General features: G+C 41.0%; 12 protein-coding genes. 6 read left to right on the forward strand and 6 right to left on the reverse strand.

The features are described 5' to 3' along the window. The 3 genes from ASJ81_RS13730 to ASJ81_RS13740 are packed head-to-tail and all read left to right on the forward strand — an operon-like array spanning position 1 to position 2,247. A complete protein-coding gene (locus ASJ81_RS13730; protein WP_095644894.1) occupies positions 1–708 on the forward strand; it encodes a DUF1673 family protein in 708 nt (235 codons plus the stop codon). An 11-nt stretch (positions 709–719) separates the two neighbouring features. After that, positions 720–1,484: a DUF1673 family protein gene (locus tag ASJ81_RS13735; protein ID WP_095644905.1), complete on the forward strand. Its 765-nt coding sequence runs from the start codon at positions 720–722 to the stop codon at positions 1,482–1,484. A 22-nt stretch (positions 1,485–1,506) separates the two neighbouring features. Beyond that, positions 1,507–2,247 (forward strand): DUF1673 family protein, encoded by a 741-nt coding sequence (locus ASJ81_RS13740; protein WP_095644895.1) that lies wholly within the window; start codon positions 1,507–1,509, stop codon positions 2,245–2,247. 90 nt (positions 2,248–2,337) lie between these two features. Here ASJ81_RS13740 and ASJ81_RS13745 read toward each other — a convergent pair whose 3' ends face one another. The 4 genes from ASJ81_RS13745 to ASJ81_RS13760 all read right to left on the reverse strand — a co-directional run bounded on the left by ASJ81_RS13745 (position 2,338) and on the right by ASJ81_RS13760 (position 4,999). Continuing rightward, a complete protein-coding gene (locus ASJ81_RS13745; RefSeq protein WP_095644896.1) occupies positions 2,338–2,811 on the reverse strand; it encodes a DUF5788 family protein in 474 nt (157 codons plus the stop codon). Positions 2,812–2,995: 184 nt separating this feature from the next. Further along, on the reverse strand, positions 2,996–3,466 hold the full coding sequence (pyrI, locus tag ASJ81_RS13750; RefSeq protein WP_095644897.1) for an aspartate carbamoyltransferase regulatory subunit: 471 nt from the start codon (positions 3,464–3,466) through the stop codon (positions 2,996–2,998). Continuing rightward, positions 3,463–4,389, reverse strand: a complete 927-nt coding sequence (pyrB, locus tag ASJ81_RS13755; RefSeq protein ID WP_095644898.1) for an aspartate carbamoyltransferase — start codon at positions 4,387–4,389, stop codon at positions 3,463–3,465. The genes pyrI and pyrB overlap by 4 nt, the downstream gene beginning before the upstream one ends. Before the next feature lie 133 nt (positions 4,390–4,522). Beyond that, positions 4,523–4,999 (reverse strand): DUF5788 family protein, encoded by a 477-nt coding sequence (locus tag ASJ81_RS13760; protein WP_095644899.1) that lies wholly within the window; start codon positions 4,997–4,999, stop codon positions 4,523–4,525. A 343-nt stretch (positions 5,000–5,342) separates the two neighbouring features. Here ASJ81_RS13760 and hxlA point away from each other — a divergent pair, with 343 nt between their 5' ends. Continuing rightward, positions 5,343–6,623, forward strand: coding sequence for a 3-hexulose-6-phosphate synthase (hxlA, locus tag ASJ81_RS13765; protein ID WP_095644900.1), 1,281 nt, complete (start codon positions 5,343–5,345; stop codon positions 6,621–6,623). 110 nt (positions 6,624–6,733) lie between these two features. Here the strand turns inward: hxlA and recQ are convergent, their stop codons facing one another. Both recQ and ASJ81_RS24240 read right to left on the reverse strand, forming a co-directional pair. After that, positions 6,734–9,418: a DNA helicase RecQ gene (gene recQ, locus ASJ81_RS13770; RefSeq protein ID WP_095644901.1), complete on the reverse strand. Its 2,685-nt coding sequence runs from the start codon at positions 9,416–9,418 to the stop codon at positions 6,734–6,736. Positions 9,419–10,087: 669 nt separating this feature from the next. After that, a complete protein-coding gene (locus tag ASJ81_RS24240; RefSeq protein ID WP_275112560.1) occupies positions 10,088–10,222 on the reverse strand; it encodes a hypothetical protein in 135 nt (44 codons plus the stop codon). Positions 10,223–10,735: 513 nt separating this feature from the next. Here ASJ81_RS24240 and guaA point away from each other — a divergent pair. Continuing rightward, the gene (gene guaA, locus ASJ81_RS13775) at positions 10,736–11,653 is read left to right on the forward strand and encodes a glutamine-hydrolyzing GMP synthase (protein ID WP_095644902.1); all 918 of its coding nucleotides are present in this window, start codon (positions 10,736–10,738) and stop codon (positions 11,651–11,653) included. Positions 11,654–11,763: 110 nt separating this feature from the next. Next, positions 11,764–12,804 (forward strand): archaeosine biosynthesis radical SAM protein RaSEA, encoded by a 1,041-nt coding sequence (locus tag ASJ81_RS13780; RefSeq protein WP_095644906.1) that lies wholly within the window; start codon positions 11,764–11,766, stop codon positions 12,802–12,804. The last annotated feature ends 67 nt before the right edge of the window (positions 12,805–12,871 follow it).

Consider the following 12,871-nt stretch of genomic DNA (forward strand, 5'->3'; position numbering starts at 1 on the left):
ATGGCTTTTACTGAAACTGTCCGGAAATTGATGGGATGGTGTCCAGCCTGCAAGAAAACGGCTCACCAAACAAAACAGTCCTGTTACTTTGCAAACACAGCCATGATTTCCGGAAAAACAGAAAACACCACTGAATTCCGAACAGCAAATGTGATTTTCCCCGCAAATACAACTCTTTTTACTTTACTTTTTGTAATATTTTTCAACCTGCTCATGACCCATACAGAAAATATTTCTCTCTTCTTAGTCGGTCTCTTCCTGCTGAACATTCCTTGTTACTTGCTAATTCTCAAAACCTTCGAGGCAGCAGTTCTGATAGATAAATCAGGAGTACACCTTCAGGCATTCAGATTGAAGAAATTTGACATCCCTTATGAAGAAATCGAAAACATAACGTCACACAGGCTTGAAAAGCGTTCAAAGGGAATGTTCCTTCTCCTTGTAATTGGAGGAATTGCCTTCTGCGGATTTGCGGTCTACATGGCTGTAGTAAAAGGGGAATTGAAAATACTTTTGCTATTAATCTCACTGTTTCCCCTTATTCTATTTGCAGCGAGGAAGCAAAAAACCCAATTTGGTAACCTGAATACACAGCTGTATATCAAGACTAAACACAAAAAATGGTACGAACTAAACTCTTACTATTCCTTAATTACGGATGAAGTCTCAGCTGTAGAGATAAAATCATCTATTGAAAGGCATTTGTGAAGGCGTATGAAATGGTTTTTGTGAAATACTTTAAAAAATTAATGAGATGGCACCCCACAAAAAATTCCCTCCAGAAAGAAAAGCAGGAAGGTTACTTCTCGGGTTTTGAATTCGAAAATAGAAGTACTCAGTTGAGCTCTTCTCACGAGGATCTTCAGGAAGGCAGAACTCTTAAGGTGCAGGCTAGTCTCTTTGATTGGTGGTGGATGTCAAGGTTATTAATAGTTACTGCTATCACATTAATAATTTCCTTGCTTTTATGGACATTTAGTTCTGAAGACTCTTATTTAATCATATTTTCAGGACTTATTATGTTTCTTTTCCCTCTTACATTATTTCTTACTCGCTCTAATGCTGCCACAGTAATGCCTGGAGAAATCATAATTAAACAACCTATGCGTAAGCCCATTGTGATCGAAAAAGAAGATATTACGCAAATTTCGGTAAAAAAGAATGAAGGTTATTCCCTGCGCTGGTTGATTCGGTTATTTTATGTTATTGCAATACCACTTGATTTTATACTAGGAATACCAAGGAACTTGCAATACATTAAATATATTGAAGCATCCTTTTCGAACTATGTTGATTTCAGTTTATTACTGGGGCATCTTGCAGTAGTAACAATTATCCTTGTGCTATTTTACAATAGTGAACTCTTAACGCCTTATCAGTGGGCTCTTAAAGTCGCTACGCACTCAAAACTGGAACTTACGTTTTTTACTAATAAACCTGAAGAGCTTACAAGTTTCCTCAAAAACGAAAGAGACGAAAAATAAAAACGTTTTGAAGGCGTATGAAATGGTTTTTGGGAAAAATTTCAGGAAATTGATGGGATGGTTCACTATGAAGGATTTTATCAAAAAAGAAAGGAGGAAAGGCAGCTATTTTAGTTTCGGATTGGAAAAACTGGGCCAACCGGCACCTTCTCCTGCAAGTTTGCAGGAAGGTAAGGTTCTGAAAGGACGGGCTCTTTATAGAGGCTACGGAATTGGAAAAATCATCTTTATATCGTTAGTAATTAGTTTAATTTTGGGATTAGACAGTCCTTCAGGCTCTTTTTTCGATCTTTTTTCTTCCTTAATCCTATATCTTGCTCTTTTGGTCTTAATCCTTTATAATCGTACTACTGTGAGGTTGACTCCTGAAAAAATAATTATTCACAGGCATCTGTTCAGGTCTCTCGTGTTAAGGAAAGAGGATATCGTGCAGATCACTATATCGAAGAACAAAGGCCGTTCCCTGCGTTGGCCACTACGTTTGTTAGCCCTTGTTACCTTTGCAATTCAACTGCCTCATATCGTAGAAAGTATAACCAGGGATTTGCAAATGGAAGCAGCTCAAGTTTTCATAAAACTAAGCTCAGTTATGGTAGATTTCTGGATAGTTGCATATGTCCTTGTCATTTATTTTTATATCTTCAAATTCACAGTGCCCTATCGACAGATTCTTAAAATTACTACACGTTCAAACTTAAATTTGGAATTCTACACTCAAAAACCGGAAGAAATTATGGCGACCTTCAAAAATAAGAGTGAGTAGAAAATTGAAAAATAAGGAAGAAATGGAAGGACTATTTTGAAATTGGATTTCCTGAAGCCGGAATTATTTGAAAACTCACAAACAAACTCACTACTTTAAACTTTTAATAAGCTCCTGAAAACGCTTTTCGTCAACTACCTTCTGAGTATTGAGCATCCGCTTAAACTCGTCGACGCTTTTTTCCCCACCTTTCCCCTCAAGTTTGTCTTTTAATTCCATTGAGGCCCGCAAAAGCCCAGTTGCTTCTTCATAAAGGGCTTCAGCCTCTGCTTTTGTAAGTTCTTCCGTCTCCAGCAGTTCTTCATCTGCTTTTGACTTTTCATTCAATTTTGGGATAAGAGCCCTGATTTCGGCAGTTTTATCCGTATCCAGTGATTCTTTCTCGCTCAGTCCTCTAACCATGTCCCTGAGTTTGTACTCGCACCCATCGATCTCTACACTTTCAGGGATTTTCTTTCCTGCCCAGGCAAAATCACTCCTGAGGCTCCAGAGAAGCTTATTGCGCTCTTCGTAACCAAGATATTCTTCGTCTGCCTCTTCCGTGTCATTATCTCTTTTTATCATGAGCAATTTCCCCTGAAGATAATAGCAGTTAAAACTGTAGTATTATATTCGAATATGAGATTCTAATGGATCATATTCGAACTACACTGAACTGGCAACTGTGAATTTATTCCCGATCACTTCAGTTCTAAGAGAACCTCAAGATAAAAATAAAACTCGTTTTCAGCTTCGCTGAAGGTCATATTTATAGCAAATTTTCGGCTATATTTTCTGAAATTACGTGCTCGCAGTAAAGGCACCGTAGAATTACCCCTTCTTCTTCGGATTGGAGCACGGAAAACTTGGATTTTATAGGTTCACTGCTGTTAGAAATACAGTTTGGATTGATACAGCGTACAACGCCTTCAACATAAGAAGGAAGTACAACTTTGTTTTTCTGAACTACTTCAAAATCCCTTATAATATTGATAGTAGCTTTCGGAGATATAAGAGCAATCCTGTTAAGCTCTTCGACGCTAAGTTCCTTACCTTCAATCTTCACAACGTCTTTTATGCCTGCGGCACCAGGTGCATTCATAACAAAACTGATAGTAGCTCGAAAAGCATTGGAAATCCCAAGTATACGCAGAACATTCAAGGCCTGTCCAGCCTTTATATGGTCAATCACCGTTCCATTTTCAATTGCCTGGATTTTCAGGTCTCTTTTTTCCTTCATTCAATCACTCCCGTAGCAAGAGCGAGAAGTGCCATCCGCGTGGGAACTCCATAAAAAGCCTGCTCGAAATAACATGCATACGGCGTTGAATCTACTTCAGGGGAGATCTCGTTGACCCTTGGAAGAGGATGGAGAATCTTAAGGCTAGGATCTGCGTTTTTCAGCAGATCACCTGTGACCCTCAACTTATTTTTGACCTTCTCATACTCTTCAGGATCAGGAAAACGTTCCCTTTGAACCCTTGTCATATAAAGAACTTCGACATCTCCAATTATGTTTTCCAGAGAATCAGTCTCTCTGATTCTGATATTATTCTTTTGAAGATCCCTGACAATTTCCAGGGGCATCCTGAGTTCAGGAGGTGAAACTAAAGTTATTTCAGCTCCGTATAGTGATAGGGCATGACATAGGGAATGGACTGTTCTTCCATACTTCAGATCTCCTGCCATAGCAATCTTCAGACCCTCTAGATGACTTTCCCTACGAATGGTATAAAGGTCAAGGAAAGTTTGTGTAGGGTGGTGTAAAGAGCCGTCACCACCATTGATTATAGGAACACTTGAAAATTCCGCAGCCATTCGTGCTGACCCGTCAAGAGGATGACGCAACACTATAAGGTCTGCATAGTTGCTGATTACGCGAATAGTATCGGCAAGATTTTCTCCTTTCATTACCGAACTCGCCTCCACTGAACCCAGGTTGAGAACCTGTCCCCCAAGTCTCTGCGTAGCAGCCTCAAAGGACAGCCTTGTCCTTGTGCTTGGTTCAAAAAAAAGAAGAGCTATTATTTTTCCATCCAGCAACCGAGACCTTTCTTCGCCTCTGGCTACAGGTTCAAGCTTTTCTGCCGTGTCTAGAACGTAATCGATTTCTTTCCGCGAAAAGTCTTTCATAGAGATGACGTTTCTGTTCTTAAATGACATCTTGTTTTCATAAAGTGGTTCCCAGAGATATAACCTTTGCTCCAGAAATTTCCAAAAGTATTGAAGGAATTAAGTTCTGTCACTATACGTCACTTCCAGTTAAGTCCTGTCGCTGTATCTCAGTTATGGCACTTTACTTAGACACTTTTTTGATAAATTCGAGCCAGAGCTTTGCGTCTCTAATCCTCTGATTAGCAAACTGTTCCTGAAAGCGCTTTGTGTTTTGTTTGAAGGTTCCGCTCTCAATATCCTTCAGATCTGCTATTGCACGCAATAAGCCTGCAGTCTCATGATAGAGCTTTTTTGATTCTTCCGATGTAAGGGCCTTCCCTTCGAGATCTTTTTCGTCCTTCATTTCCTTCGCTGAAAGAATTTCAATGTATTTCTCTATCCTGGATTTCTCAGCTTCACTGAGTTCATCTTTTTGAATCAATTCCCATACATAATTGTGCAGAGGGTAAGTTTCTCCCTCAAACTCAACATAATCCGGGATATATTGACCAACCCAGAAAAGGCGAGAATGCAGAGCCGAAAGTAACTGCCTGCGTTCCTCATCTGTGATACAATTCCCAGAAGCGTTCTTCTCATATGTTCCAGGGTTATTTTCCATCATCTCCCCCCATAAACATTATAACATTAATTGAATTCTTATGACAACTGGTTAATATTTATTCTTTATCTATGAATGTCAGATATGAAACACCACCGTGAATACAAAAACAGTCAAATAAAAAGAAATATAGGTAATGAAAAACTCACATACAAAAATTAGGTAATTCGAATCAAAATAAAAGAATAAATTGAAGAGAATTAAATTAAAAGGACCGATACAAAAACCGGAATTCCGAAAGAATAAATCCGGAGTGAAACAGGAATGAAAACAGACAGGAAAGAGCTGACAGAGAAATATTTGAGAATTTCAGCTTTGCCTATTTCCCACTTGAGGTGATACTATAGTTCCCATAATTCAGGTTGCACTTGATCTTCTGGAATTGGACCGTGCTGTAGAGATTGCGAAAGAGGCAATAAAAGGGGGTGCGGACTGGATCGAAATTGGAACCCCTCTGATCAAAAGTGAGGGAATGGACGCAATCCGCACCATGAGGAAAGCTTTTCCAGATCGGACCATTCTGGCAGACATGAAAACTGTGGATACAGGCGCTATAGAAGTAGAGATGGCAGCAAAAGCTGGAGCTGACGTCGTTATTGTGCTAGGAAGTGCAGATGATTCTACATTACTTGACGCACTCCGCTCAGCCCACAAATACGGAGTCAGGTTAATGGCAGATCTCATTTCTGCTCCCGATCCTGTAAAAAGAGTGATTGAACTTGAGGCTCTGGGTGTAGACTATGTTAATGTACACATAGGTATAGACCAGCAAATGCTGGGAAAAGACCCTATATCACTTCTCAGGGAAATTTCACAGAGAGTTAACGTACAGCTTGCAGTCGCTGGAGGGCTTGATGCAAGTAGTGCAGTACAGGCGGTCAAGGCTGGAGCAAAAGTTGTAATTGTCGGAGGAAATATCACCCATTCTGATAACGTAACCGAAGCCGCAAGAAAAATCCGGCAGAGTGTGGACTCCCCGGATGCTGTGGAAATCCGCAATGTCAGTACTGTAGACCAGGAGATTAGGGAAATTCTTAAGGAAGTATCCACTTCAAACATTTCTGATGCCATGCACCGGAAAGGCGCAATGAAAGGAATTCACCCTCTGGTAAGAGGAAAAATGGTAGGAACTGCAGTTACCGTGCAAACTTTTCCCGGAGACTGGGCAAAGCCCGTGGAAGCAATTGATATTGCAAAAGAAGGAGATGTACTCGTTATTTATAACGAAAATAAGGATATTGCCTGCTGGGGAGGACTTGCAACCTGGAGTTCTTTAAACAAGGGAATTGCAGGCGTGGTAATAGAGGGTGCTGTAAGAGATATTGACGAAGTCGAAAACCTGGGACTTCCGATTTACACGAGTAATACAGTACCTAACGCCGGAGATCCTAAAGGTTTTGGAGAAATCAATGCTGAGATTACCTGCGGCGGCCAGACCGTGAAGCCAGGAGATTATATAGTGGGAGATGAAAGTGGTGTTGTGGTAATTCCAGCAGAGAGGGCATACGAGCTGGCGAGAAGAGCAAAAGAGGTTTATAAAACCGAAAAAAGACTCTTCGATGAAATCAAGAGAGGCGGAACTCTGTCTGAGATTATGAATCTGAAGAAATGGGAAAAACATTGAGTGATCCCATTTTCAGGAGTTCAGGATAAAAACAAGAAAACATAAGTGAGAATAAAAAACTAGTAAGAATAAAAATCGAAGAAAAACAACGAAGTTTGCAGGGAAGAGTTTTACTCGCCGTCTTCAGACTGAGAAAAACAAATCCTTGACAGAAGAAGAGCCTTGAAAAAATTCATTTCTTCTTCCTGGCAGTTCTCACCCAACCTTGCCCGAAGCAGGGAATCCAGTTCAACTTCTAAGCTTTCCAGGGCAGATTTTATCTGCTTTTGTTTTTTGGGTGGTAAAAGTCCTCCAATACCCCTAATATTTCCAGAAAGAGTGAGCTGTTCAAGTTGCCTGAAAATACTTCTAATACTCATACCCTGGATGTCAGCAATCTCATCGATTCCAAATCCTTTCGTAAAAAGAGAGAAAGTTCTATGTAGAGAATCCGTTTCAGAAGAAACGAAGATAGAAGAATCCGCGCTGGTGGTACTTACAGCTCCTAACTCAGATGACGCCTCCATCGAATCTATTTCCCTGAAGTCGTCTGCCGAAGAATTCCGCTCTGACCAATCCTGAATGCTCGTATCCAGATACCTGCTCTTTTTGGTCGATAAGTTGCAAACTTCTAAACTGTTGATTTTATCAGGTTCGGGATCTTGCATTACAGCTCCGAACGTCTCGATCTCAGCTTTGGGATTTTCATCATTTAGAGCAATTTCTTTTGAGATTATTTCCTCTCGTTCAGGATCCTCACAGACAATCTTTAATTTTTCAGGTTTTTCAGCAGATTTTTCAGGATTTTTACAAGCAATCTTTAATTTTGTAGGTTTTTCAGCAGATTTTTCAGCAGGTACTAAATTGTAATCTCTGCAGTAGTTTTCGATTTCCTTGAGAAAAACGTCTCCGTATTTTTTTAATTTATGTTCTCCAACTCCTGTAATGGAACGAAACTCTTCAGAAGTGTGAGGAAATTTTGTAGCCATTTCCTTAAGGGAAGTGTCAGAGAAAATAATGTAAGGAGGAAGATTTTTCTGTAAAGCAATTCCCTTTCTTAGAGCTTTTAACCTTTCAAAAAGGATAGGATCAGGATCTTTTCCGGATATTATAGATTTTTTCGTCTCTGACGCTTTCAGAATGTCAGAAGCAACTGAAAATTTTTCTGGAAAAGAATCTTCCTCAGGGAAACCCGGATCATCGGCTTTTTTGCCTTTTATATCTGTCACTGTAGATGGCACAAAACTTTCTTCAGACTCAGGAGCAAAACCTTCAGGGCAGACAAGCTCTATTTGTTCCAGCCCTTTCAGTATTTTTCTACTCATGGCATTAAGTTTCAATACAGGATACTTTGTCCCACTTACATCCAGAAGACCGGTGTTTATCATTTCGGAAGCTAATGATCTCCATTGTTCTTTTGTGAACTCCAGACCACTGCCATGACTTTTCAACCTTTCGTGATGATTTTGCCGGATTTTTTTATTTTTTGAGCCTGTGAGGACATCGATAACATAGTTTGTGCCAAAGCGCTGGTTCAGTTCCTGGACGCAGGCTATCAATTTTTTTGCAGCTTCAGTTCCGTCAAAGGTATCTTTCGGAGTAAGGCAGCAGTCACAGTTCCCACAGGGTTCTGAAAGCTCTTCACCAAAGTACTCCATCAAGGTCTGACGCCTGCATTTATTTCCCTCGCAATAAGCTACCATCTGTCTTAACTGCACTAGAGAAATATCCTTTTCCTTTTCGTTTGTCTTTTGTGAAATAAAGTACTCAATCTTGAAACGGTCCCCTCTACTGAAAAAAAGGATACATTCGCATGGGCTTCCATCCCTTCCTCCTCTACCGGTTTCCTGATAGTAGCTCTCAAGATTTCTGGGAAGGTCATAGTGGATTACAAAACGTACATTGGACTTATCAATTCCCATTCCAAAAGCAATTGTAGCTACTATGATGTCCATGTCATCTTTAATGAACATCTCCTGATTTCGGTTTCTTTCGGTATCCGAAAGTCCTGCATGGTATGGAAGGGCCCTGAAACCTGCAAGGTTCAGTTTTTTTGTAAGAGCCTCGACACTGTTTCGGCTCTGGCAGTAGATGATACCAGCTTCACCTCTGTGCCTGCGCAGATAGTCAGTAATCTCGGAAAAAGTTTCCTTTTTCGGCCTGACTTCATAGTAAAGGTTTTTCCGGTCAAAACTGGCTACGTAAGGGCCTTTTTCCGGAGGAAGACGAAGATTGAGTTGTGATACGATATCTTCTCGAACCCTTTCTGTGGCTGTTGCCGTAAGCGCAATAACTGGGATGTCAGGAAAACCTGTTTTAGGATCCCTCAAAAGTTTCAATTTCCTGTACTCAGGCCGGAAATCATGTCCCCACTCGGAAATGCAGTGTGCTTCATCAATTGCAAAGAGGCTGACCTTTCCTTTCTTTAAAAAGGCAAAGGTTCCTGGCATCATGAGTCTTTCCGGAGCTATGTAAAGGATTTTTAACCGATTTTCAAGAAAAGCTGTCTTCACATCTCGGTTTTCTCTGGCGCTCTGGGTACTGTTCATGCAGGCTGCGGCAATACCGTTTGCTTCAAGCCCGTCAACCTGGTCTTTCATCAAGGAAATCAGTGGGGAAACAACAATTGTAACCCCTTCCATGAGAAGGGCAGGCAGCTGGTAACATATCGATTTGCCCCCGCCGGTAGGCATGAGCACGAAAACATCTTTTCTTTCAAGAACATCCCTTATGATTTCCTCCTGCAACGGACGAAAGGAAGTGTATCCGAAATAATGGTGTAGAGCTGAGTACATTCTGGCAGACAGGGAAGGCATGGGCTCAAGCTCACGTTTACTCGCCCTCAAGAAGTCATACTCAGTGCTCGTTTTCGATCCCCCTGAACAGTAAAATTAATGTCATGCCAGAATATAAACCCCGGAAGATCCAGGAAAATCAAAGTATGGACACGTTCTCGTGCACAGACATATCCTCAATGTTTCAATTTTTACAATAGACCTTTTTATGTTTATGAAAACTGTTCCTCTATGGTATAATTATTCTCATATAGTGAAGAGTTAGATATCAGTATAAAATGAGTCAGGCATGGAATCCTGACGTTGTGATGTTTTAAGTTCATTATATTTAAGTTGCAGGTGTGCGGGGTGAAAGTATTCGGATGTATTTAGCTGTAAGCTCTGGATACATATCAGAGATATCTTAAGATAGTAGAGTTCAAAAAAGGTTTTAGAAAGGAAAATTACATCGCCAACGTAGGGAAAAGTCGGAAAAGGATTGAAAAGTATCAATAAGCAAGTGGTTTACTGGTTTCTAGCGTCAACGTTATTAATGTTTGGTTTTGAGGTAAAGGTAGGAAGATAGGAAGTGCGGCTACACCCAGGCACTTTTTGTCTTCCTCTTAAGATAACCTTTTTACCAACCATCTATGTTTTCCGCAGTTTTTCGTTCATTGTACGTTTTTCCTTATTCCAAAAATTTCTCTCGCTTCAGTCTACAAATTCCTTGTCTTTTACCATCCATTCCAGAGTGTCAGCTATTTTTTTCTGTGACTCTGCCAGACTTTCCAGGGACTTTGCAATGCTTTGAAGCGTGTCGATAAGCTCATAGTTCTCACTACCCATTCCTATCACCAATTCCTTTCCGAGATTTTAATAGGAATATTTTTTGAAAAGCTTTGTATATAATTCTAATTTTTAATTTTCTGGAAAGGGTAAACACAAGTTTCTGCATACGTAGAGTACTTATTTTTCATTATCAAAAGCTTAGTTTCTCATTCAGTTTTCCATAAAGTTTTCAAGAAACGGATTTTTAGCTTCTTTTAAAATGATCTTACCAGCCAGTAGTTACTGGGCAGTAAGATATAAAAAAATTAAAACCGGGAATTAAAAATTGGTTTCCTTTTTATAGCTTCCAGATGGGGAAATTACGCTCAAAATTTCATTTTTTTGAGTAAAAACAAAATGTTTTCACTTATAGGATAACTTCTTTTATGATACCTTTAAATATCAAAAACCCCATGCACAAACTCATATATCACATTAAAATAATCAGACTCAGATAATTTATATAACGTTCACTGATCACGATCATTTTTTCAAAGGATTTCAATTTAGCATCATTTAAGGAGCATTTCAATGGTAAAACCTGAAAAATTCATTCCAAAGGCGATTGAAAAAATTAGCAAGGAAATAAACGACGGGAGAGCAATTATTGCACTTTCGGGCGGCGTGGACAGTTCTGTTTGTGCGGAACTGGCTTACAGGGCTATAGGTGACAGGCTGCAGCCAATCTATATTGATACGGGGCTTATGAGAAAAGGAGAAACCGAGAGAATAAAGCATATTTTCTCCCACATGAATCTGGATGTAGTATATGCAAAGGATAAGTTCCTTGCAGCCCTGAAAGGTATAACTGACCCTGAGGAGAAAAGAAAGGCTATAGGTGAGACATTCATCAGGGTCTTTGAGGAAGAGGCAAGGAAACTTGCAGCCGATTACCTTATCCAGGGCACTATTTACCCTGATAGAATCGAGTCAGAAGGCGGAATAAAATCTCACCACAATGTGGGAGGGCTGCCCAGTGTAATGGACTTCAAGAAGATCGTTGAACCTGTCGAGGATCTTTATAAAGATGAAGTTCGGGAAGTTGCCTGGGCACTCCAGTTACCGGATGAAATCTGTGAAAGGATGCCTTTCCCAGGACCTGGCCTGGCTGTAAGGATTCTTGGGGAAGTTACAGAAGAGAAACTTGAGGTTGTAAGGGAAGCAAACTTTATAGTTGAAGAAGAACTTCTTGACAGGTTCTGTCCCTGGCAGACTTTCGCTGCTGTACTTGGCAAGGGAACAGGTGTAAAGGGAGATATCCGGGCTTACGGATGGATTGTAGCTGTAAGAGCCGTAGGCTCCAGAGACGGCATGACGGCAGAAGCGCTTGAACTTCCCTGGGATGTTCTCAAAAAGCTGGAGTCCAGAATCACCTCTGAAATCCCGAAAGTAGCCAGAGTGGTTTACGATATCACACCCAAGCCGCCTGCAACTATCGAATTTGAGTGAAGCACAAGCCACTTATACAGAAATATAAGAAATGAATAATGAAGCTGGCTCTCAGCTTCAAAAATCTTTTTTACAATTATAAAAAGCGAGCCAAAGCGAGTTTTAAACCCATGACCCTGAACAAAGAAGTATTGGAAATCCGGCAGCGGATTAAAGTTAGACCTTCTCCTACCAATGAACCTGCAGCAAGCTGGACAGGAGTCGACCTGGTAAATGGAACTCAGGTGAAGACTTTAACTGTGATCTTCAAGAGCGCAGGGTGCCGCTGGGGAAAAGCCGGAGGGTGTACTATGTGCGGTTATGTCTATGACTGCGCAAGTGAACCTCCAACTCTGGAGGACTACAAGGCCCAGCTTGCAAGAGCAATGAAGAAAGCTGAAAAATTCCCTGAGTTTATGGTCAAAATTTTCACTTCAGGCAGTTTTCTTGACGAGCAGGAGGTTCCTTCTGAGGCAAGGGACACAATCCTCAAAACTCTTGCAGACGATCCGAGGGTAGTTAAGGTACTTGCGGAAACCCGCCCTAACTTCGTAACCGAGGAGAATGTACAAGAATGTCTTAAGATCCTGAAAAATAAACCCTTTGAGCTGGCTTTCGGGCTGGAAACAAGCTCGGACAGAATCCGCAGAGACTCTATCAATAAAGGTTTTACCTTCAGGGACTTTGTCCGTGCCTCAGAAATCGCAAGAAAAAATGGGGCAACCGTTAAAGCCTATCTGATGCTAAAACCTCTCTTTCTCTCCGAACGCCAGGCTTTGGAAGATATTGTCCGTTCCATAGATGATGCAGCCCCTTACGCTGACACAATATCTATTAACCTTTGTAATGTCCAGAAAGGCACCCTTGTCGAAGCTCTCTGGGAAAAAGGACAGTATCGCCCTCCCTGGCTCTGGAGCATTGTAGAAGTCCTGCAACGAGCAAAAGCCGCCCACCCAGACCTCCCTCTTATGTCCGATCCGGTAGGTGCAGGCTCAAAACGCGGCCCTCACAATTGTAAAATCTGCAGCTCGGATGTTGCAGACTCTCTCAGGACTTTTTCACTTACTCAGAATCCGGAAGACCTCGGCAAAGCAGACTGTGAATGCAAAGAACTCTGGAGGAAAGTCCTGGAACTTGACGACTTTACCTACGGAGCACTTATTTTAGACTAAGGAACTGTCTCAAAATCAAAGTTGCGCTGGCGCACCCCGCTGCAAGCAACGGGGTATGTCCGCGCCA

The sequence above is a fragment of the Methanosarcina spelaei genome (genome assembly GCF_002287235.1).
GTDB lineage: Archaea > Halobacteriota > Methanosarcinia > Methanosarcinales > Methanosarcinaceae > Methanosarcina > Methanosarcina spelaei.